Source organism: Corynebacterium drakensteinense, from assembly GCF_041224285.1.
GTDB lineage: Bacteria > Actinomycetota > Actinomycetes > Mycobacteriales > Mycobacteriaceae > Corynebacterium.
Genome location: NZ_JAXOFP010000007.1, coordinates 36,376 through 58,352 on the forward strand (window position 1 = coordinate 36,376; position 21,977 = coordinate 58,352).

The 21,977-nt window shown below is 61.0% G+C and carries 21 protein-coding genes; 11 read left to right on the forward strand and 10 right to left on the reverse strand.

Translation table 11 applies throughout. From position 1 onward, the window contains the following. The 5 genes from pyrE to U1140_RS05485 all read left to right on the forward strand — a co-directional run bounded on the left by pyrE (nt 1) and on the right by U1140_RS05485 (nt 5,022). On the forward strand, nt 1–558 hold the full coding sequence (gene pyrE / locus U1140_RS05465) for an orotate phosphoribosyltransferase (protein WP_369846531.1): 558 nt from the start codon (nt 1–3) through the stop codon (nt 556–558). Continuing rightward, nucleotides 558–1,298 (forward strand): TrmH family RNA methyltransferase, encoded by a 741-nt coding sequence (locus tag U1140_RS05470; RefSeq protein WP_369846532.1) that lies wholly within the window; start codon nt 558–560, stop codon nt 1,296–1,298. The genes pyrE and U1140_RS05470 overlap by 1 nt, the downstream gene beginning before the upstream one ends. A gap of 175 nt (nt 1,299–1,473) precedes the next feature. Next, nucleotides 1,474–2,679 (forward strand): glycoside hydrolase family 76 protein, encoded by a 1,206-nt coding sequence (locus U1140_RS05475; protein ID WP_369846533.1) that lies wholly within the window; start codon nt 1,474–1,476, stop codon nt 2,677–2,679. 58 nt (nt 2,680–2,737) lie between these two features. Further along, on the forward strand, nt 2,738–3,772 hold the full coding sequence (gene fbaA / locus U1140_RS05480) for a class II fructose-bisphosphate aldolase (protein ID WP_369846534.1): 1,035 nt from the start codon (nt 2,738–2,740) through the stop codon (nt 3,770–3,772). 5 nt (nt 3,773–3,777) lie between these two features. After that, on the forward strand, nt 3,778–5,022 hold the full coding sequence (locus tag U1140_RS05485; RefSeq protein WP_369846535.1) for an FUSC family protein: 1,245 nt from the start codon (nt 3,778–3,780) through the stop codon (nt 5,020–5,022). Here the strand turns inward: U1140_RS05485 and U1140_RS05490 are convergent. Further along, nucleotides 5,002–6,006: a hypothetical protein gene (locus tag U1140_RS05490; protein ID WP_369846536.1), complete on the reverse strand. Its 1,005-nt coding sequence runs from the start codon at nt 6,004–6,006 to the stop codon at nt 5,002–5,004. The genes U1140_RS05485 and U1140_RS05490 overlap by 21 nt on opposite strands. A gap of 116 nt (nt 6,007–6,122) precedes the next feature. Between U1140_RS05490 and U1140_RS05495 the strand changes: the two genes are divergently transcribed. Continuing rightward, the gene (locus U1140_RS05495) at nt 6,123–7,415 is read left to right on the forward strand and encodes an adenylosuccinate synthase (RefSeq protein ID WP_369846537.1); all 1,293 of its coding nucleotides are present in this window, start codon (nt 6,123–6,125) and stop codon (nt 7,413–7,415) included. A gap of 6 nt (nt 7,416–7,421) precedes the next feature. Next, nucleotides 7,422–8,960: a formate-dependent phosphoribosylglycinamide formyltransferase gene (gene purT, locus U1140_RS05500; protein ID WP_369846538.1), complete on the forward strand. Its 1,539-nt coding sequence runs from the start codon at nt 7,422–7,424 to the stop codon at nt 8,958–8,960. On the opposite strand, the gene U1140_RS05505 is transcribed toward purT, so the two are convergent. Genes U1140_RS05505 through U1140_RS05515 form a run of 3 tightly spaced genes read right to left on the reverse strand, consistent with a single transcriptional unit; the run spans nt 8,947 to nt 14,238 of the window. Then, nucleotides 8,947–11,562, reverse strand: coding sequence for a tetratricopeptide repeat protein (locus U1140_RS05505; protein WP_369846603.1), 2,616 nt, complete (start codon nt 11,560–11,562; stop codon nt 8,947–8,949). The two genes, purT and U1140_RS05505, sit on opposite strands and share 14 nt — an antisense overlap. Then, the gene (locus U1140_RS05510) at nt 11,552–12,613 is read right to left on the reverse strand and encodes a glutamate ABC transporter substrate-binding protein (protein WP_369846539.1); all 1,062 of its coding nucleotides are present in this window, start codon (nt 12,611–12,613) and stop codon (nt 11,552–11,554) included. Before U1140_RS05510 ends, U1140_RS05505 begins: the two co-directional genes overlap by 11 nt. Then, complete coding sequence (locus tag U1140_RS05515; RefSeq protein WP_369846540.1) at nt 12,610–14,238, reverse strand: hypothetical protein; 1,629 nt, start codon at nt 14,236–14,238, stop codon at nt 12,610–12,612. The genes U1140_RS05510 and U1140_RS05515 overlap by 4 nt, the downstream gene beginning before the upstream one ends. A 50-nt stretch (nt 14,239–14,288) precedes the next feature. Between U1140_RS05515 and U1140_RS05520 the strand changes: the two genes are divergently transcribed. Continuing rightward, the gene (locus U1140_RS05520) at nt 14,289–14,813 is read left to right on the forward strand and encodes an NUDIX domain-containing protein (protein ID WP_369846541.1); all 525 of its coding nucleotides are present in this window, start codon (nt 14,289–14,291) and stop codon (nt 14,811–14,813) included. A 59-nt stretch (nt 14,814–14,872) separates the two neighbouring features. Here the strand turns inward: U1140_RS05520 and U1140_RS05525 are convergent, their stop codons facing one another. The 4 genes from U1140_RS05525 to U1140_RS05540 form a co-directional block, all read right to left on the reverse strand. After that, nucleotides 14,873–16,414 (reverse strand): phospholipase D-like domain-containing protein, encoded by a 1,542-nt coding sequence (locus U1140_RS05525; protein ID WP_369846542.1) that lies wholly within the window; start codon nt 16,412–16,414, stop codon nt 14,873–14,875. Nucleotides 16,415–16,417: 3 nt separating this feature from the next. Continuing rightward, nucleotides 16,418–17,242, reverse strand: a complete 825-nt coding sequence (locus U1140_RS05530; RefSeq protein WP_369846543.1) for an exodeoxyribonuclease III — start codon at nt 17,240–17,242, stop codon at nt 16,418–16,420. 60 nt (nt 17,243–17,302) lie between these two features. Then, nucleotides 17,303–18,358: an N-acetylglutamate synthase, CG3035 family gene (locus U1140_RS05535; protein WP_369846544.1), complete on the reverse strand. Its 1,056-nt coding sequence runs from the start codon at nt 18,356–18,358 to the stop codon at nt 17,303–17,305. Nucleotides 18,359–18,431: 73 nt separating this feature from the next. Beyond that, nucleotides 18,432–19,049: a peptide deformylase gene (locus tag U1140_RS05540; protein ID WP_369846545.1), complete on the reverse strand. Its 618-nt coding sequence runs from the start codon at nt 19,047–19,049 to the stop codon at nt 18,432–18,434. Between the two features lie 16 nt (nt 19,050–19,065). On the opposite strand from U1140_RS05540, the gene U1140_RS05545 reads away from it, so the two are divergent. The 3 genes from U1140_RS05545 to U1140_RS05555 are packed head-to-tail and all read left to right on the forward strand — an operon-like array spanning nt 19,066 to nt 21,309. Next, nucleotides 19,066–19,320 (forward strand): DUF3263 domain-containing protein, encoded by a 255-nt coding sequence (locus tag U1140_RS05545; protein ID WP_369846546.1) that lies wholly within the window; start codon nt 19,066–19,068, stop codon nt 19,318–19,320. A 10-nt stretch (nt 19,321–19,330) separates the two neighbouring features. Next, entirely contained in the window at nt 19,331–20,134 is an 804-nt protein-coding gene (locus U1140_RS05550) for a LytR C-terminal domain-containing protein (RefSeq protein WP_369846547.1), read from the forward strand. Continuing rightward, on the forward strand, nt 20,134–21,309 hold the full coding sequence (locus U1140_RS05555) for a glutamate--cysteine ligase (RefSeq protein ID WP_369846548.1): 1,176 nt from the start codon (nt 20,134–20,136) through the stop codon (nt 21,307–21,309). The genes U1140_RS05550 and U1140_RS05555 overlap by 1 nt, the downstream gene beginning before the upstream one ends. Here the strand turns inward: U1140_RS05555 and U1140_RS05560 are convergent. Beyond that, nucleotides 21,306–21,698 carry a monovalent cation/H(+) antiporter subunit G gene (locus U1140_RS05560; protein ID WP_369846549.1) on the reverse strand — a complete coding sequence of 131 codons (393 nt, stop codon included), beginning with the start codon at nt 21,696–21,698 and terminating at the stop codon, nt 21,306–21,308. The genes U1140_RS05555 and U1140_RS05560 overlap by 4 nt on opposite strands. 2 nt (nt 21,699–21,700) lie before the next feature. Continuing rightward, the gene (locus U1140_RS05565) at nt 21,701–21,976 is read right to left on the reverse strand and encodes a monovalent cation/H+ antiporter complex subunit F (protein WP_306515209.1); all 276 of its coding nucleotides are present in this window, start codon (nt 21,974–21,976) and stop codon (nt 21,701–21,703) included. Between the last annotated feature and the right edge of the window lies 1 nt (nt 21,977).

Consider the following 21,977-nt stretch of genomic DNA (forward strand, 5'->3'; position numbering starts at 1 on the left):
ATGACTGAGCAGCAGAATGCACCATCGCAAAAAGATCTTTCCCGCCTGGCAGAACTCGTGCGCGAGCTCGCCGTCGTCCATGGCCGGGTGACACTGTCGTCGGGCAAGGAAGCCGACTACTACGTTGACCTGCGCCGCGCGACGTTGCACCATGAGGCATCCCGCTTGATTGGTTCGCTGCTGCGCGAGAAAACCGCCGACTGGGATTACGTCGCCGCCGGTGGCCTGACCTTGGGTGCAGATCCGGTTGCCACCTCCATCATGCATGCCGACGGCCGAGCGATTGATTCTTTCGTCGTACGCAAAGAGGCGAAAAAGCACGGCATGCAGCGCCGTATTGAAGGCGTCAACGTCGAAGGCCAGAAGGTGCTGGTCGTGGAAGATACCACTACCACCGGAAACTCCCCGCTCACCGCCGTGGCAGCTTTGCGTGAAGCCGGGGCGGAGGTCGTTGGTGTTGCCACCGTCGTCGATCGCGCTACCGGCGCAGCCGATGCCATTCGCGCTGAAGGTCTGGAATACCGCAGTCTGCTGGGCCTGGAGGACCTGGGTCTGTAATGGGGGAGACCAGCCAGCCAGGCACCGGAAAGCCTGGTACCGGAAAACCGGATATCGGGGCGCCAGATACCGGAAAACCTGAACGCGCTACCGCTGAAGAGCACAAGGGCCCGACGGAATGGGCGGAAGGCCGGCATGGCGTCGGCCCGTGGGAAGGCCCGCTGCCGGATGATCCGCGTCTGGACCCGGAGTTGCTTGCCGACGGCGACCGCCGCAACGTCGTCGACGCTTACCGCTACTGGAAGCGCGAGGCGATCATCGCGGATATTGATTCCCGGCGGCACGAGCTGCACATCGCGATCGAGAACTTCGAAAACGACGCGAATATCGGCACCGTGGTGCGTACCGCGAATGCTTTTGCCGTCGACACGGTGCACATCGTCGGTCGGCGTCGGTGGAACCGGCGCGGCGCGATGGTCACTGACCGCTACCAGCATCTGCAGCACCATGCAGACGTCGACAAGCTGGTGGCCTGGGCTGCTGAGAATGACCTGACCGTGGTAGCGATCGACAACACGCCAGGCTGTGTGCCGTTGGAAACCGCCGAGTTGCCGCGCCGTTGCTTGCTGGTATTCGGGCAAGAAGGCCCCGGTGTGAGCGCAGAGACCAGCCAGGCGTCGGTGATGACGTGTTCGATCGCGCAGTTTGGTTCGACGCGTTCGATTAACGCGGGGGTGGCTGCGGGGATTGCCATGCACGCCTGGATTAGGCAACACGCCGATTTGGGGCAGTCCTGGTAGAAACACCCAAGTAGAAACAGCCAAGCGGTTCCGGCCACCCCTGCAGCGCATTATGCTGCAGAACACATCACGACGCGGTATTGTATAAAAATACTTATGCGTGCGGTGGCCTGGTGTGGCTGCTGGCGCGCGGCTGCCTGATCACCTGTAAACCCCCGTTAGTGATGGGATAAGAGTGCAAGAAAAATGGTCCCACCGGGCGGATCTCGCCGAGACCGCAATCAACGACCGGCATGCTGGTCCGCTGTGGTCACTGCCGCGCACGAATCTCGCCCGGGTGAGCTGGCCGGCCTTATTCAAAGAACGCTTGTTCATTCACTGGCATTACTGGTGGCAGGCGCACTACTTGGACTGCCAGGTGGATGCGGCGCTGCGACAGCCGACGAAAACCCGCAAGGCACGGATCGCGGCAACCATGCGCGGTATCAGTCTGCGGCAGATCCGGGGGCTGGATCGCAATAAATATTACGACGATAAAGCCTGGTTGGCGCTCGCTTTCGGGCGCGTGGATGCCGCAGAAAAACTGGGAACCCCGCCGCAACTGGCAGCTCTGCGCTCGAATCTGCGCGCCGGGCTGGATGAGACGATGGGGGTTGTGCCGTGGCGCGACGCGCGTTCGACGTTTTATAACGTGCCCGCCAACGGTCCGGTGGCGATCATGCTTGCGCGCACCGGTCACTGGGATGAAGCCATCCACATCGTTGATTGGGTTTTCGATAATCTGCACAACGACGATGGCCTGATCATGGATGGCATGCGCATGCGCATGCACGGCCCGGAGATCGTGCGCGATATTCACCCGTATTGCCAAGGCGTCATGTTGGGTGCGTGCCTGGAGATCGCGCTGCAGCTGCGCAAAGAACACGGCATTCACAGTTTGGAAGACATCCAATCGGTGCATGAAGCCGAGCACGCCGATGCTGCCATGACCTATATCAGCCGCATCCGTAGTTTGGTGCACGCGATTTCCCAGCACATGGCCACGCCCGCGGGCGTAATCGATTGGGATACCGGCGATGGCGACGGTGGCCTGTTCAAAGGCATTTTGGTGCGCTATCTTGCCGACGTCGCCGTGCGCTTACCCAATGATTCTCCAGCTAGCCGCGCCACCCGCAAACTCGCCGCCCGCCTGGTGCGCGCTTCGGCGGAATCAGTCTGGACCCACCGTCTGGAAGTCGATGGCCTGCCGGTCTTCGCTACCGACTGGACTAGCGATGCGTTGTTGCCGCACAACTTTGGTTTGGGGCCGATGTCGATCCGCGAAAAAGTCGGAGTTCTGCGCATCGCTGAGCGGGATTTGTCGGTGCAGCTTTCTGGCTGGATGGCACTGGAGGCGATGGCGCGGCTAGCGCTTGCCGAAGAGCCGTCGGCTGCGGGTTAGCGCAAGCTCAGGCATAATTGGAATTCGAGAACGCAGATCCAACGTTGGAGGATGTTTTATGCCTATTGCCACCCCTGAGGTTTATAACGAGATGCTTGATCGCGCGAAGAAGGAGCAATTCGCCTTCCCCGCGATCAACTGCACTTCTTCCGAGACCATCAACGCTGCATTGCAGGGGTTTGCAGAAGCCGAATCTGATGGCATCATTCAGTTTTCCATCGGCGGTGCGGAATTCGGTTCCGGCCAGGCGGTAAAGAACAAGGTTGCGGGTGCGAAGGCACTGGCGGCATTCGCCCACGAGGCGGCTTCGCACTACGGCGTGAACATCGCGCTGCACACGGACCACTGCCAGAAAGAACGTCTCGACGACTTCGTGCGTCCATTGCTGAAGATCTCCCAAGAGCGCGTCGCTGCCGGGCAGCAGCCATTGTTCCAGTCCCACATGTGGGATGGTTCGGCGATCCCGATCGACGAGAACCTGGAGATCGCCCAGGATTTGCTGGCGCAGGCCCGCGCGGCGAACATCATCCTGGAGGTGGAAATCGGCGTCGTCGGTGGTGAAGAAGACGGCGTGGAAGCCAAGGCCGGTGCAAACTTGTACACCACCGCAGAAGATTTCGAAAAGACCATCGACGCCCTGGGTACCGGCGAAAACGGCCGCTACCTGCTGGCAGCGACGTTCGGCAACGTGCATGGTGTCTACAAGCCAGGCAATGTGAAGCTGCGCCCAGAGGTGCTCGACGAAGGCCAAAAGGTAGCGGTGCAGAAGCTCGGGCTTGCCGACGGCTCCCAGCCGTTCGACTACGTCTTCCACGGCGGTTCCGGTTCGGAGCCTTCCAAGATCGAAGAATCACTGCGCTATGGCGTGATCAAGATGAACATCGACACCGATACGCAGTATGCGTTCACCAACCCGGTCGCCCGCCACATGTTCAGCAACTACGACGGCGTGTTCAAGATCGACGGAGAAGTTGGCAACAAAAAGGTTTATGACCCACGCTCGTACCTGAAGAAGGCCGAGCGCTCCATGGCAGATCGCGTGATTGAGTCCTGCCAGGTGCTGCGCTCGGCGGGGCAGACCACCGCGCGTTAAGCCCCATGGCCGAAAAGAGGATCTCGACCCGCGAGCGTCTGCGGCAAATTGACCACTCGCTGCTGTCGCGGCTGCGGCGTGTGCGCAAACGCTTTATCTTTATCGTGCAGGCGGCCGTTGGTGCGGGTCTGGCTTTTTGGGTGGCGCAGACGTTTTTCGGCCACGAGATTCCATTTTTCGCTCCCATCGCGGTAGTGGTCACCCTCGGCATTTCTGGGGGTAATCGCCTGAACAAGGCCCTGGAAATGTCGATCGCTGGTGTGGTCGGCGTCGGCGTGGGCCAGTTGCTGGTGCATACTCTGGGCACTGGTGATTGGCAGATTGCTGCCGGGGTAGCGATTTCGCTGACAGTTGCGGCGTTGCTCTCGAAATCACAGTTGGTGAGCAACCAGGTTGCGATCGGTGCCATCCTGATCGCGACCATCATGCCACACGGTGGCGGTACCGAACGCATCATTGACGCTGCAATCGGTTCGGTCATTGGCGTGCTTTCGATTGCACTCATCCCGAATTCTGCTTTGCGCGATGCCCGGCATGAAATCGCGAAAGTGCTCTCGGTTTCGTCCTCCGTGCTGCACGACGTTGCCGAGGGCGCAGAAAAGGGAGACTCGGAGCGCATTGAAGATGCCCTACAGCAGGTGCGTGGTACGCAGTCGAATATCGATCACATGCTGGAAGCAACCGCTTCCGGCCGGGAAATCGCTGGGCTCTCGCCGTTTCGCTGGGGTTCGCGCAAGCACCTGCGCTCCATCGAGCGCATCCTCACGCCCGTCGACAATGCCACACGAAACGTGCGGGTGTTGGCCCGGCGTTGCGTGGTACTGAGTGTTGACGGCGATAAGATCACCCCGCGGCTGATCAACATTATCGATGAGCTGTCTGAGATCACCGTCGAGCTTTCGCAAATTTATGAAACCAGCGCGCGGGTTAGCCAGGCCCACGAAATCCCCGGCATCGTGAACCGTTTGCGGATTATTGGTGCACGCGCGGATCTTTCTGTCATTAGCGATGATCCCGTGCTTTCCGAATACGCCATTTTGTCGCAGGTGCGGTTTCTTACCGTTGACCTATTGATGGTGGCAGGCATGTCGCATGAATCTGCGGTCTCGGTGCTGGCTCCGACCTCGTCGACCCCGGCGTATCCGCCGGAGGTGTGGGAGGTTGTAGACATTCAAGAAAACGTCCGCGGCGTGGTCGAAAAATATGACAAACAGAGAAAGCCTCGAGAATCACGGCCGGATGATCTGTAGATCCCGCAAATGGCGATAAAACGTCACGCGTTTTTGCGGGCGCGCGTTCCGCACCCCGTCGACGTGTACCGCGAGTTCCGGCCCACCTGCTTGCACCGCGCGACCGGTCACCAGCGAGGCAGGATCGAGCTTGCCGACGGGTGGGGTGGAAGCTTTGTTCTTGCGCCAGCGAGCCAGCCAGCCGCGGCGGCGGGGTGTAGATGTTTCGGAGGGTGCTTGTGCTTTTGCCCCTGTTTCTGCAGATCCCGCGGAGTTTAGTGGCTCTACCGGCGAAATCGCACGCACGGCTGCGATGCCCGGAGCATCCAGCATCGGTACTAGACGGGCGCCGTATTCTAGTGGTTGTCGTGGGGATTTTTCGCCTGCCCCATCGGTAGCGTTTGTTGCTGCACGTGCATCTTGCTGCACTAAGGTTGCATCGTCGACGATGATTTCGCCGGTGATCGGTGTAGCGTCCCAGTGGCTGATCGTGGCAGAACCAGCCACGACCTGCCCAGCATCGTTGCGGATTAGCGGGACTGGCTGCACCTCACCGGTCAGCGCTAATTTCAACGCAGCGGCGGGCTCGGTGGGGATAGACCAATTCTGTGCGGCTGAGGAAGCCCCGGCTGGAAAAGCGTCGTCAAGCACAGGGACAAAGCCGACCTGCGGCCACATGATATCTGCGCGCATCATCCGTGTGAGCACCGCAGACAATGCAGCATCCGAGCCGATGACGATGATGCGCAACGGCATCGCCGGCTTTTGTGGTGCCAACTGCGGGGCTGCCTGGTGCTCAACGCGAGGCTGCGCTTGAATCTCATCCAACGACGGAGTGGGATCTTCCGGCAACAATTGCTGGGCCTGGGCCGATAAAAATTTCAGATCGCCGCGGCCAGGGACCGCAGGCAGATCATAAATCTCCACGCCCGCAGAATGGTGCAAGGTGGCAGGTAAATCCAGCTTCGCCGCGGTCTCGCCACAGCGCAGAATCAGCACGCGCATGATATGCATCGTAACCAAGCATCGTGGCACTGCCTAAAAATTATCCAGGTGGCGTAATACCTAGTAGGCTATGAGGCTGATCAAACTACTGACCGCAGGGAAGTGATGAGGTAGGTATGGCAGCGATCGTCATCGTCGGCGCCCAATGGGGCGATGAAGGCAAAGGTAAAGCCACAGACATCCTGGGAAGCCAGGTGGATTACGTCGTCAAGCCTAATGGCGGCAACAACGCTGGCCATACCGTCGTCGTTGGCGGCGAAAAATACGAGCTCAAGCTGTTGCCGGCGGGCATTTTGTCTGAAAACGCGGTGCCCGTGCTGGGGAACGGCGTTGTTATCAACCTGGAGGCGTTGTTCGAGGAGGTCGACGCCCTGGAGGCGCGCGGCGCGAATGCCTCGCGGTTGAAGATTTCCGCCAACGCGCACTTGGTTGCGCCGTACCACCAGACGCTGGACCGGGTGCAGGAACGCTTTTTGGGCAAGCGCGCCATCGGCACCACTGGTCGCGGTATCGGCCCGACCTACCAGGACAAAGTTGCCCGCGTGGGCATCCGCGTGCAGGACATTTTCGACGAATCCATTCTGCGGCAGAAGGTGGAATCGGCGCTGGATGTGAAAAACCAGATGCTGGTGAAGATGTATAACCGCAAAGCCATCCCGGCCGACGAGGTGGTGGACTACTTCTTGTCCTACGCCGAGCGCCTACGCCCGATGGTCATTGATTCCGAACGCGAGCTCAACGAGGCGCTGTCGGCCGGCAAGCACATCCTGATGGAAGGCGGCCAGGCCACCATGCTGGACGTCGACCACGGCACCTACCCGTTCGTGACCTCGTCGAACCCGACGGCCGGCGGCGCGTGCGTGGGCTCCGGTATTGGCCCGACCCGCATCGATACCTCCCTGGGCATCATCAAGGCGTATACCACCCGCGTGGGTGCGGGCCCGTTTCCGACGGAGCTTTTCGACGAATGGGGCGACTACCTGCAAGAAACTGGTGGTGAAGTGGGCGTGAATACCGGGCGTCGCCGCCGTTGCGGTTGGTATGACTCGGTGATCGCGCGCTACGCCAGCCGCGTTAACGGTTTTACCGATTACTTCCTCACCAAACTGGACGTGCTCACCGGCATCGGCGAGATTCCGATCTGCGTTGCCTACGACGTCGACGGCGTGCGGCACGACGAGATGCCGATCTCGCAATCCGAGGTGCACCACGCCAAGCCGATCTTTGAAAAGATGCCTGCCTGGGACGAAGACATCAGCGGCTGCTCCACCTTCGACGAGTTGCCGCAGCGTGCGCAGGATTACGTCCTGCGGCTAGAGGAGCTGTCCGGCACGCGCATGTCGTATATCGGAGTCGGCCCGTCACGGGAGCAAACCATCGTGCGCCACGACGTGTTGGCGGGAAAATAGGCAGTCATGACTGACGACGCAACCACCACCGGGAATGCCGGCAACGCTGGCGGGGCTGGCAGCTTTGGTATTACCGAGCTCAACGGCAGCGGCGAGGTCATCGGCACCCCGTTGAGCCCTAACGCGACGCGCGTGCTGCTACTCGGCGCTGGTGAGATTGGCCGCGAACTAGCTATTAGTTTCCAGCGGCTGGGCCTGGAAGTACACGCCGTCGACAAGCGTAATGGCGCGCCGGGGCACCAGGTCGCGCAGTATTCCTACGTCGCGGATGTCACCGATGCGCAGGCCGTGCTGGAGCTGGCGCGGCGCATTGAGCCGCATTACGTGGTGCCAGAAATCGAGATTGTTGCGGTCGAAGCTCTGCGCGAAATTGAAGAAGGCAGCTCTGCGATCGTTGTGCCGGGTGCGCGTGCGTGCGAGCTGACCATGGAACGCGAGGCCATTCGTCGTACCGCCTCGGAACAGCTGGGCTTGCCGACGACGGCCTATGATTTTGCGTCCAGCCCGGAAGAGCTGGCGACGATCCTGGAAGACATGGGCTATCCCAGCATCGTGAAACCTGCGGTGACCTCGAACGGGCGCGGGCACATGGTGGTGCGCTACGGCGATGATGTGCAAGAAGCCTGGGAGACCGCGTCTACGGAACCGCATTTCGACGGCCGGGTGATTGTAGAGCGCTTTGTTGACTTTGATTTTGAAGTCACGCAGCTTGCGGTGCGCTCGATTGACCCAGCCACCGGCGAGATGGCGACCTGGTTTGCCGAGCCCATTGGGCACGATCACCGCAATGGCGGGTTGATCGATTCCTGGCAGCCGCTGCAATTAAGCCAGGTTGCCTGGGAAAATGCACGATCGATTGCCGCCCGTATTTCGAATGAATTGGGCGGGCGCGGCGTTTACGGCGTGGAGCTGTTCGTGGCTGGCGACGATGTGTATTTCTCGTCGGTCTCGCCGCGACCGACAGATACGGGCATGGTCACTATGGCGACGCAACGCTTCTCGCAGTTCGACTTGCACGCGCGGGCGATTTTGGGCATGCCGATTGATGTGACCCTGACCTCGCCTGGTGCCGCGCGGATGCTGCGGGCTGATGTGAACGGCGATTTTTTGAGTTACAGCGGATTGGAAGGCGCGTTAGCGCATCCAGAGACCACCGTGGTGCTGTTCGGAAAAGCCGGAAGCTATCCCGGACGACGCATGGGTGTGGTGTTATCGACCGCCGATAACACCGATGCCGCGCATCTGGCGGCGCGGGAAGCCAGCATGCAGATCTCGATTGCGGCCTCTGCTGCTGCGGATGCTGCGAAATCGCAAGCCCCTGCGGGCGTGGACGGCAACACCGACGCGGACGCAGTCGGTAACGCAGACGCGGGCGCCGACGCGGACGCCGACACGGCCGGCGAGGATCGCTCCGGGGACACCTCCTCAGACACTGGCGGCAATTCCAGCACGCTCGCCGCGGGTGCTGCCGACGACGCCGGCAACGGTGGCACCAGCAACGGTGGCACCAGTGCCGACGAGCACGGCGAACCTAAAACCAGCTAACCGGCCGGATCATATTCGCCAGATCCACCAACGCGTAGCGGTGCCGCGGGAACGGTGCGTTGCGCGCTTGAGCGCGCAGCGTGTCATATAACCCCAGGCGCAGACCGTGCTGGCTGAACGTGTGATCGAATAACTCGTGCGGAGATGCCGAAAACTCCAGGTCAGCAGAGCGCAAGAAATTCAACGCAGAGGTCAGCACCGCCGTTTTGACCTGCAAATAGCGTGGTTCATTCGTCGGGATTGATTCCAACCGCCGCGCCGCACGCCGAATATACGGCTCATTCAAAGGGCTGGATAATAGCTGCAAAATCGTCGTCAAGACTGCCATCCGGTGATGGCGCGAGGCGGGAGAGACCCGATCCAACACGCGCACTGCCAATTCGACCTGGTTTTCGGCCATCAGCTGGCGCGCCAAACCAAACGCGGATGACACCGTCGCCGGGTTTGTTTCCCACACGATGGAATACAACCTTAAGGAATGAAAACGCAGCGCAACCGGGTCTTCGGTGCGGTGTTCCCAAATATCGGGCTGTTCCAAGAAAAACTCGTTGGGGATATTCGACAACGAGGTAGGAATGCCCGTGGTTGCCCGCGATAGCTCCGGCGGGATCAAGCTCAAGTGGTTGTGGCCCTGTTCTTCCAGCAGCAATTCATCGACCGCCGCCAACGCCAGCTTTGGGGCGCCCTCGCCAGGCAATAAAAACATCACCGCAGAAAAATGATCCTGCGCATCGCGGTAATCATCCAGCAACGTCGCGGTGACCCCGGAATACCAGCGGAAACGCCAGTTGCGAGCCATGTCATCTTCCAAAGTGTGCAACCACTCGCGGGCCTGGGTAGTCAGACCCAAGTCCAGCATCGCCCGCACCACGCCCAGCGGGATCTCCCTCGAACCCACATACTCGTTGGTGTGCATGGCCTGGCGCAGCGTTTCCAGCGCTTCCTGTGGCTCGGTGTACGACGAACCCGACAGCATCGACGCGCCCGGATCGCTGCGATCAATCAGCGGCACCGGCAGGGCAGAGACCACCTCTGCGGCGGTGATGTGCACGGAACGCTCGATGCCGTCGATGAGCTGATCGGTGCGAAACACCGCGTGCTTGGTGCCAAACGTCGTACGCTGCGGGGAAAACAACGAGTGCTGCGCCGGGTGCTGGATGCCATCGCGAATGGCGATGACCTCACGCAACACCCCGTACAGCTGGGTGCGCAACTCTTCGATGGAAGAAAAACGCTGGTCTGGGTCCTCGTGCGTGGCGCGCTGCAGCAGGCGATAAAACGACAGGTAGCGCCGCATCGTCGGCTCCTCTGACGGGCCCGGCAGACCAGGCAGATAGATGCCGTCCTCGGAGGGCAGGTTCAACGTCAGCGCCGCCAGGGTGCGCCCGATGCTGTAGATATCGCTGGCGATCGACGGACCCTTCGTCGCAACCTCGGGGGCCTGGAAACCCTTCGTGCCGTAGATATAGCCATAGGCCCCGATCCCCGAGACCGCGCCCAGGTCGATGATTTTCACCTGGTCTTCGCTGATGATGATGTTATCCGGCTTCAGGTCGTTGTAGACCACCCCGCGGGCATGCAGATATTCCAGCGCAGGCAGAATTTCCAGGATATAGGCGATCGCGATATCAATGGCGACGACGTGATTCGGCTGCGAGTTGCGCCGGTGGCGCAGCGAGGGGCCACCGACGTATTCCATGACGATGAACCCGCCGGGCACGCGCTCGTCGTCAATGAAATTGAAAATCTTCACGATGCCCGGGTGGGTGATATCCGCCAAGAATTCGCGCTCGGCTTCGGCGGCTGCGGTCTCCTCGGCGGATTTTTGCGATTGCATGCCCTTGAGCACCACGATGCGCCCGGAGACAAAGTGGTCGTTGGCCAAATAAATCCAGCCCATGCCGCCGTGGGCGATCACCCCGAGGATCTCGTACTGCTGGGCGACGATATCACCCGGCGACAGCTGCGGCGCGGGGATTTGTTTTTTCTCGATCGCCTCTTGCGGGTCAATCAGCGCTTCTTCCGGGTCCGTCGGCACCACGAACGGAAGCCGCACCATGCGATCTGCCACCGCGCGAGCCGTGCGCTGGGCGCGGCGGCGTTTACGGAAGGTGGATAGTGCTTGCCGACGAGCACGCGTCGAGGTGTCTTCCAGCGGTTGTTTTTGTCGCGCTTGCCGGGCTTTTTCGTCGCGGATCTTTTGCAGGTCTTCGAGCAGCGAGGCGATATTATCTTCGTCGAGATTCACTTCGACAGCGGAGGTGGCTTCGCCGTCGCCGCTGATGTCGAAGTCATCCTCGTCGTCATCGTCGTCATCGTCGTCAGCGAACGGGTCGTAGGGCACCGCGGAGGTGGCTGGTTCGGCTTCGGGCACGTAGCTAGCTTGCGTAGGCGCCTCTGTGCTGGAGCCGGTCTCTGTGCTGACGTCGGGCTCAGCGTTGGCCCGCCCAGTGGGTTGTGCAGCTGGGTCTGGGTCGGGCTTGCCCGAATCCTGCTCGTGAGAGCGGGGCTCATTCTGCGCTGTCACTGTGTCACCGTCACTTTCACCATCACGTTCCCGGTACCTTCCCGTTTTTTTACTTTGAGCGTCGTCAAGCAGCATCGTAGTCACGGTAGTGCAACGGTGGTGGGCCGGTCGTCCACAAGCGCCCATCGAACCAATGATGGAAAAGCCGCCACCAGGTGCCATCGTCGCGGATGCGTTCCAGTGTGGAATTGACCTGCCGCACCAGCCCCTCGGCCTCGGCGACTTCATCTGCGTCTGCGCTGCGGGCCGGTTTGGGCATACCCACGCCGTAGATATCGAAATCGATGGACGGCCCCACGATCTCGGTGTACGGATCCTGGATTTCCAGCCCGGACAAAATGACATCATCGACCAAAATCGCATCCGCTTGGTTGTGCTGCATCGCGTACAGGCAATCGGCCCAGGTGACGACCTTCAAAATGCTCGCACTCGGGGAGTGCAGGCGGGCGAGGTTGATACCTGTGGAGTTGTCGGTGACGCACACGGTGCGGTCGGCGAGATCTTCCAGGCGGCCAATTTCGGAATTGCGGTTGACCAGCAGACGGGTGTTCGTCGACAAGTACGGCGTGGAAAAGGCGACGTCCTGTTGGCGCTCGGGCGTGATCGTGAGAGTGGAAAGCAAAAAGTCGACCTTGCCGGTTTGCAGGGTGTGCACACGATGCTGCGATTCGACGAAGCGGAAATCCACGGCATTGCGGTCGCCGAATATATCTTGCGCGATCTCGTGGGCGAGGTCGACCTCAAATCCGGACAGTTGCCCGGTGGTGGGGTCTCGGAACGACAATAAGTTTTGCGATTGCTGGATGCCGACGATCAGGTAGCCGCGCTGCACAATCGACGGGACGCGCTCGGCGGCGGTGCGCCCATCTGGTTTGAGTGAACCCAGCAAAGGTTGCTCGTCTACTTCGATGCCGCGACGAGTACCCGGGTTTTCTATGCTCGCTCCGGCGGGAAGCGGGATGCCCGTGCCGGTGTCTCGGGGAAGTGATAGCGCGCCGTGGCCGGTGCCGAAATCTGGGGTCGTGCAGGCACTCAAGCCCAACGCCAGGGCGGCCATCGTGGCGACGCCGAGGGTGCGCAGTCTCTGTTTGCCCCGGCTAGCGGTGGCTACGTGGTGGCGGATCATAGGTATTCCACCATCCGCGGGCGGATACCCAACCAGATCGCCAGAACCGACAGCACCGAAAGCAGGCTGACGGCGGCCGCCACCAGGTTCAGGGCGGCCAGGCTTTCGCTGAGATACGAGCGCATGGAATCGCGGGCATTGGCAATCAGATCCGCCAAGGCAGCGTCGAGCTTCTCAAAGGCGGCCGCCGAACTCATGGTTTGATTAGCGCCGGAGCCGTCTGGCGCAGGACCGGCAGCATCCGTGCCGACTGTGGAATCCGTCGCCAAGGCCAGGGCTTTTTCGTAGTTACCAGAATCCAACGCGCGCAACAGGTGCGCTTTGGCTTCATCCCATTCCTGCAGAGCAATCCGGGCCTGCTCGATCATGGAGCCCTCGGCAGGCTCGGTAGATTCTGCCCCAGCCTGAGCCGACCCGGTGCTAGCCGACCCGGTGCTAGCCGACCCGGCGCGCGCCGCCTCGGTGTTGAGTGCCGAAGAATCCCGGTAATCATCAAGCGCAGCAGAAATCCGCTCATTCGTCGAGGAGAACTCCAACGATGGGTTGTAATTCGTCCGCCGCTGCACCAAAGCTAGGATCTCTTCGGTGCGGGTGCGCTGGGCATCGATGCGGGCCTGGGTCAGCGAATCCCACGGGGTAGACGCCTCAGTGAAACCGCGGCTGCCTAGATGCCAGGTGTAGACGTTCGTGCCCGAGACCCAGAGCATCGCCAGTGCCATCATCAACGTCGCCGCCACGAATCCCCGGTTGAAACGACGCTGGCTAATTCGCCACAGCCAATACTGCGCGAAGGCTAAAAACAGCAGCGCAGCCACCAGGCCAGACAGCGGAACCCACTGCGGGCGCGTCAGGCGATCCTGCTGTTCGGAGACATTCCCGCTGGAAAGGCGGAATAACGAGGCCGCAGCAGGCAGGATGTCATTGCGCATCATCGCCGAAGCATTCGACATATAGGCAGCACCGACGGCGTTACCGGCGCGGTTATTGGTCCGGGCGGCTTCCACCAGCCCGGAATAGACCGGCAATTGGCGCTGGATTTGTACCGCCAGCTGCCGGATATATTCATCGTCGTCGTCAGAATCCAGCACGGCAGCCGTGGCCTCTGTGGCAGCGGAATCAATTGCGCGTAGGTATTGCTCGCGGGTCTCCGAAGGCTCCACCCCCGCCTGGACAAAACCGGTGGTGGCGATGGTATCTGCCAGCGAGAGCGACATGTAGAGCTTGTGCGCGGAGTTACTCATCGGCTCCGTGGAGGTCAACAAATGGTTGAGCTCGGATTGCCGGTTGGAGACCGAATTCGCCATGGATAATCCCGCCGCCAGCAGGGCGGCAGTGAGAACGATCATGCCGACGACCATTTTGCCGGGCGTGGTGGTGAAAAAACCGAAAACGCGGGTAATGACTTGGGTGGAACCAGAAAACGAGGAACGGAAAAACCGCCGAATAAACGACATTCCCGGTGCGTCGGTGGTTTCTGCTTCGTCCAGCCAGTGGTCCTGGGCATGCGCGGGCACAGATTCGACGCGCAGCGATGGCCCCGTGGAGGGGCGAGCGAAGTGTGCCGAGACCTCATCCTCTGAATCGACGGGGCGATCGAGGCTCGTCGCGGGCCTGTGACCGTTCATTACCCTAGACTAACGCACGTGATGTGCGCTGGGCTACTAAAATAGGCAGCATGTCAGATACACACCGGGGAACTATCCAGCGGGGCAGCGGCGACGGTTGGGCTGCCGGCCCGAATGGCAGCAAGTTGTGGGGCCGTTTTGGCGCCGCCGGCCTGTTCTTGCTTTCCGACGACGCGACGGTGTTGATGCAACTGCGTGCACCGTGGACCTCGCAGGGTGGTACGTGGGGGATTCCCGGTGGTGCGCGAGATGGGCATGAGTCTGCCAGCCAGGCTGCGGTGCGCGAAACTTTTGAAGAATGCGGTATCGCAGAAACCGATGTGACCGTGTTGCAGGAGATCGTGACTTCCGGTCCATTGCCAGCAGATCCCGCCCGCCCTGAGCTTGCGGGTGAGTGGACGTACACGACGGTGTTGGCGAAAACCGCTGATGGCAGCGAGTTAGATACCGTAGCCAATGCCGAATCTGACGAGCTGCGGTGGGTGCCGGTGGGGCAGCTGGAGCAGCTGGATTTGTTGGCACCTTTTGCAGCTTCCTTGCCGCAGGTGCGTGCGGCTCTCGCGGAGCTGGGCTAACCGGGCTGGGCTAGCGGAGTTTTCCGGCAGCCGCCCCAGCCCAGCTATTGGAGCGCCAGCTATTGCAGCGCCGAAGTCAGGCGCATGACGTTGTCGATATAGCGGCGGACAAAGCCGCGGCGCTCCCATTCTTCTAAGGTCAGTTGCGTGCTGACGTTGCGGTAGGTGGAAGCGAGATCATTGAGATCATCGATCAGAGAGCCCGAAACCACGAATAACGTCGACTCGTAGTTCAAACCAAACGAGCGCATATCCATGTTCGAAGAACCCAGCATGCCGACGGCATGGACACCGTCGCAGTGGTTATCTTGCGGGTCGGCCAAAGCAAACTTGGAGTGCAGCACATAGGGGCTGGGGAACTGGTAGATGTGCACCCCGGCTTCCAATAGTGCCTGGTAGTACGAAGATTGCGCGTGGTGCACTGTGAACTGGTCTGCGCGTTCCGAGACGTACAGCTCCACGCGCACGCCACGAAACGCCGCGCTGGTCACGGCCTCGAGCAGGGATTCGTCGGGAATGAAATACGGGGAGCACAGCACCAGGCGGTTTTTCGCGTGGTGGACCAGCTGGTTAAACATGCGCAGGTTGGGCTCGGAACTATAGCCGGGCCCAGACGGGATCATCTGTACGACGTTAGTCGCAGCCACCGGGGTGGTGGCGCGAGCGCCGGTCGGAATGCTCGTGTGAGCACGCTGCTGCAGGGCCGCGCCGCTCGACTCTGGGTCGAGCAACTCATCGGATTCCAAATACCAGTCGATCGCGAACACGGATTCCATCGACGTCACGATCGGGCCCGACAGCTCGACCATATAATCGATCCATTGCCTGCCCGCACGACGATTTCTTCGGATCCGGTAGCTGCGGTCAATCAGGTTCAGCGAACCCATGAAACCGATCCGGCCATCGACGACGACGATCTTGCGGTGGTTGCGCAGATCCGGCCGACGAAAACGCCACTTCCACGGTTGCAGCGGCATCATCAAATGCCAGTCGACGCCGATCGCATCCAGTCGTTTGCCCAGTTTGCGGTACCCCGGATATTTCACGCTGCCGATCTGGTCAAACAACAACCGCACTTTCACGCCGCGGGCGACTGCGTCGGCAAGCGCCTGGTAAAACACGTCGGTGGTCTCATCCCAGGATTGGATATACACCTGCACGTGCACGTAGTCGGTGGCGCTATCGATGACTTCTGCCATGCGCTCGATGGCCTTGTCGTAGTCGGCGAGCAGGCCATGCTGATCGCCGGTGACCGCAGGAAACCCGGTGAGCCTGCGGTTGAGCGCCAGAATCGAGGCGACCTCGCGGGATTTGCACAGGTGCGGCGGCATATCCGGCAGGTGGCTTTGCGCGTCGTTAAGCTGCTCATTCGCGCGTTTATATACTTCGTGACGCCGCCGGTTGATATACGGCGAGCCCATCAGGAAAAACAGCGGCAGGCCCAGAAACGGGATCAGCAGAATCGCCAACAGCCAGGCCGTGGACGACGACGGGCGACGGCCTTCCGGCACGAAGCCGACCGCCAGGATCTTGATGGTGTAATCCAGGATAAAAAACGCGGCCTGCCACCACGTCACGTCGATAGACAGCGCCGGTTCCACGAGTTAGCGAACCTCGTCAAAATCACTTGCCTGGAAATCCACCACCACCGGTGCGTGGTCAGAGGCGCCTTTGCCGCTGCGTTCTTCGACATCGACGAATCCAGAGCGCGCTTGCTTCGCCAGTTGTGGCGACGCCAGCTGAAAATCGATCCGCATGCCTTCGCCCTTGGCAAAACGCATTGCCGTGTAGTCCCAATAGGTGTAGCGCGCATCAGTCAGTGCGCGGGTGATTTCTTTCGTGCCCGCTTCTTCCAACATCTGGAATGCGGCGCGCTCGGGTTCGGTCACGTGAGTTTTGCCGTCGAACACGGCGAGATCCCACACGTCTTCGTTGCGCGGGGCGATATTGAAATCGCCGGTGAGCAGCAGCTTTTTCTGCGGGTCGTCGGCAAGACTGTCCCGCACATAATTGCGCAGCGCGTAGAGCCAAAACAGCTTGTACTCATAGTGGCGGTCGGTAATTTCGCGGCCGTTGGGCACGTACAGGGACCAGACCTCGGTGCCAGTATCGCCGATGCGGGCGCCGATCGCACGGGCCTCAATGTCTTGCGGTTCGTCGGGGTCCTTGTGAAAGCCCGGCTGGCCAGGAAACTCGCGGCGGATATCGTGGAGTTCGTGGCGGGAGATCAAAGCCACGCCGTTCCATTGGTGAAACCCGCAGTGGGCGACGTGGTAGCCGGCGTCTGCAAATTCTTGGTACGGAAACTTCTCGTCGGCGCATTTGGTTTCTTGCACCGCAAGCACATCGATTTTGTGGCGCTGCAAAAAATCCAGCACACGGCCGGTGCGCGTGCGAATAGAGTTCACATTCCAGTTAGCGATCCGCATGGCGTTCAATCTTACGCCGGGTTTCCACTGGGCCGAGTGCCAGGGTATGCCGGGTGCGTGCTAGCTCTGCCAGGTAGCGCAGCGGTGGCGGTGGTGCTCGATGAAACCGAGCTTGTGATACAACGCGAACGCCGGGGTGTTTGTCGAAATCACCTGCAAATATGCGGTCTGTGCACCGTGTTGCTTGCCCCAGGCCAGCATGTCCGCGCCCAGTCGGGTGGCCAAACCACGACGACGCCAATCTTCTGCGACTTGCACCGCGGAATAGCCCAACCACTTCTGGCCATTCTCGGATTCCGTCAGCGTGGCGCGGGTAATCGCTACGGTGGCGCCGGTATCTGGTTCCAGCAAGCGGGCAAAGCCCATCTCGCCATCGATGCGGTTCGCCAATAATTGCAGCGCGTGTTGCGGAAGTGCCGTGCCGCGGAAGGTATACAGGTCGAACCATTCTTGGTCCGGGGCGCTATCGACGCGGAAAATCAGCTCGTCGGATGGGCTGGGTGTGGGCTGCTTGTCGACGTCGTCAAGCGCTTTTGTCATCACCAGAATCTCCGGGCCCAAATCCCACTGCCCTTCTGGCGCGCTGCGCAGTAATCGCTCGGCGGGGGCGCCGATGCGCTCGGGAATCAGCAGGCGTGGCGGCAGGTTGTGCGAGCGGTAAAACTCGAAGATCTCGCTGATTGGAACCGGTACAAACCCAGCCGAACGGCCGAGCGGAACCGCGGAATTGGAGCGTTCCGTGATCCCATCACCGGCACGCAGCAGCCACTGCCCGTCGGACGAGACCTGGTGGTGAATGCCGGGGAACGCCGCGGCGGTGGCTTCTTCGACGGCGCGGATATCCGAGTTGCGGATCCGGCGCGGTGAGAGCCGCTTGAGCACATAGATCTCCTCGTCGGCAATGGTCACCGACTCTTTGTCTGAGGGGAAACCGCCGATTTCTTGCGGGCGCACCACCAGCGGACTCGTGCCCAGAACATGCCCGGTGACATCGGAATACACCGGTGCACTCGGGTTGCCCAGCGCGCGGCGCACCACCACACGGTCGCCGGGGGAGACGTCGTCGCTGCGGAAAATGCGGGATTTCGTGTGGCGCGGGGCAAAAGGGTGGGTCATGTGGTGCCTTGAGGTGCCTTCGTGGAGATCGGTCGAGGCGTGCGGCCGCCGGTGCGGTTTAGCGCTCGTTGTGTTAGCGCTCGTCGTGGCCGAAAGGATCGCGGTCTTCGCCCGGCATCCAGGTCAGGCCTGGTTCGGTCCATCCGTTTGCCTTGATGGCCTTTTTGGCGGCGCGCTTATAGCGGCCGGTGAGCACGTCGGTGTAGAGGTAGCCGTCGAGGTGGCCGACCTCGTGCTGCAGGCAACGGGCGAAAAAGCCGTAGCCTTCGATGGAGATTTCTTCGCCGTTTTCATCCAGGCCGGTCACCCGCGCCCAGTCCGCGCGGCCGGTGGGAAAACCTTCGCCGGGTACGGAAAGGCAGCCTTCGTCGTCGCTGCCATCGTCGGCAGGCATGGTCTTCGGGATCTCTGAGGTCTCCAGCTTCGGGTTGATCACACATCCGCGGCGCATGCCGCCGTCGGGCTTGTCCGTGCCGTTGGGGCCGTCGACATCGGGGCAACCATAAACGAAAAGCCGCAGGCCGATGCCCACCTGGTTGGCGGCCAAGCCGACACCGCGGGCAGCGTCCATGGTCTCGTACATGTCTTTGATCAGTTGCTGAAGTTCTGGGGTATCCACTGGGGTATCGACCACGGTTGTGGGGTTATGAAGCACGGGGTCGCCGTGGATAACAATGGGGCGCACAGTCATGCCCTACAGTTTAACTATGACTGGAAACCAATCGCTCACAGACCGCGATAGGGAGCTTTTGGACTTCACACAACGCGCACCGCGGGCGGCCGGGGCGAAGGAAGAAGCCATCCGCAAAGAATTGGGGATGAGCCCGGTGCGCTATTACCGGCGGCTGAATATTTTGTTGGATTATGCGCCGGCGATGCAAGAATATCCGTTGTTAGTAAAGCGCTTGCGGCGGGTGCGCAATCGGCGTGCCGTGACCAGTTCTGATGATGCGGAATATTAGAGTGGCTAATGTGACGAATGTAAACCAGGGTGATGAGGCGAATATGAACAATTCTGACGCGTACGACGCCGGTGCTGGCGCGGGGTCTGCAGCAGGCGCTGGAGCAGCCGGTGCGGGTAGCCGCTTGCCGCTACGCGGGCTGGCGATGGTGCTGATCTCCGTTGCTATTCTGCTCGGTTTGTGGGGGATTTTCGCCCTGACCAGCTCGGACGAGACCACCGCGACGAATACGGCCGAGAATAGCCAGAACGCGAACCAGACCGGCGGTCACGGCGCCGACGGCGCGCACGGTGCCAACGGCGATAACAACGGCAACGCAGGTGCAGGCGCGCCCGCCGACGGCCACCCACACGAAGGCGAGCACGAAGGCCACCACGACGAGCACCACCATGGTGCACCAGGCGACGATGCCGCACACGATGGCGCCCGCCCCGAGGGTGCACCCGCGCCGGGCGGTGAGCGCCCAGCCGGCCGTGCAGGTGCTGGAGCCGGTGCAGGCGCTGGCGCACCGCAAAACTTCGATGTGACGGTGCTGAATAACTCCACCGTCTCCGGCCTGGCACACCGCGTGACGCAAACCCTGGAGCGCGAGGGTCTTCACACCCGTGAATCCGGAAACTTGCCGGGTGGCGATAAAGTCTTGCCAGAAAACACCGTCTTTTTCCCAGCCGGTAACGCCGCTGCTGAACAGCGCGCCCGCGAACTTGCCGACCGCGTCGGCGGAATCGCCCGCGAAAACATGGATTACTTGCCGCGCGAAGCCACCGATAACGACGGCTTGACCATGGTTCTGGTCGGAGAGGTCAACCTGTAATGGCGGCGCCGGGAACATCTCCCGAGGTCTTCAAACGCTCGGAAAAACCCACCGTCGGCATCGAGTGGGAAGTCGCGCTCATCGACCCAACAACCTGGGATCTGGCGCACCAAGCAGAGGCCGTCATCGACACTGCCCGGCAGATCCAGCCGGGCATTCACCTGGAAAAAGAATTCCTGCAAAACACCATCGAGCTAGTCACCGGCATCTGCGAGACCATCCCGCAGGCCGTGGCTGAACTCGACCGTGACCTCGCCGTCATCCGCCAAGCCGCGAAGCAGCATGGGCTCATCCTGTGGGCTTCCGGTGGCCACCCGTTTTCGGATTTCCGCACCAACCCGGTGAGCGCGAAGATGACCTACGCCGAGATCATCGAACGCACCCAATACTGGGGCAGCCAAATGCTGATCTGGGGCACCCACGTGCACGTCGGCATCCGGCACGAAGACCGCGTGTGGCCGATCATCAACGCCATGATGACGAAGTTCGCGCACCTGCTCGCGCTTTCGGCATCCTCGCCGGGATGGGACGGCATCGATACCGGCTACGCGTCGAACCGCACCATGCTGTATCAACAGTTGCCGACCGCGGGCTTGCCACCGGCGATTAACACCTGGGAAGAATGGCAAGGTTATATGCACGACCAGGCGGCCTCCGGGGTGATCAGCCACACCGGCTCGATGCATCTGGATATCCGCCCGGCCTCCAAGTGGGGCACGATTGAGGTGCGGGTTTCTGATGCCTCGTCGAACCTGCGCGAGCTTTCGGCGATCACCGCGCTGACGCACTGCTTGGTGGTCTACTACGACCGCATGTTGGATGAGCAGCTTGCCGACGGCGACACAAATAACCAGCTGCCGAGCCTGCAACCGTGGCATATCGCGGAAAACAAATGGCGCGCTGCCCGCTACGGGTTGGATGCGCTGGTGATTACCTCCCGGGATACGCACGAGCGCTGGGTCAAAGACGAACTCGCGGATTTGGTAGAAGAACTAGCCCCGATCGCGGAAGAATTGGGATGTGCCCGCGAGCTGCAGCTGGTCAGTGAGATCGTCGACAAGGGCGCTGGTTACCAACGCCAGCGGCAGCGCTTCGCGCAAGCTGGGGGAGACTGGAAGAAGGTTGTGGAAGCCACGGCCAACGAGATGACTACGTGGCGGCCGCTGGGTAGCTAGCTTTTGCGGGGGTCTTTTTTGCGCAGCGTGCGCTTGGCTGGGCGGTCGTTGCGCGACATCGCAGAATCCGGCGCGTACAAACCTTCACGACGCCCAATGCGGCCCAGGCGCTGCGCGGTAACCGGGCTGGTCAGCAGCGCGAAAATCACCAGCAAAAACAGCACCCCGATATCGGACTGCCAGCCGTTGTCGTAATCCGCGACCACCAGGTGGATCCCGGCGCCGATGATGCACATGATCAACCCGGCGGTCTGCGGTTTGGTCACCGCGTGCACGCGCGACATCGTATCGCCAAAACGGGCGACTCCGACGGCGGCGGAAAAGACGAAAATTGCGCCCACGGTGACTAACACCAGGGAGACGACGTCGGCAAGCAAAGCCCAATTCATGGTTAACTCACATCCCTTTTCCGGAAACGCGTGACGGCAACGGTGGAAATAAACGCCAGCATCGCGATGACCATCATGGCGTAGACCACGGTGGAATTTTTCGTCCACGCAATATAGGTGGCGCCTGCGCATTGCATCATCGCGACCATGCCATCCAGACCAATGAGCCGGTCCAGCGAATTCGGCCCGACGATAATGCGCCACACCGTGATTGCCAAGGCCGCGCTGATCAGTAATGCGGGGAAGATCATCAGCGTGGTATACAACTCTCGATCCATG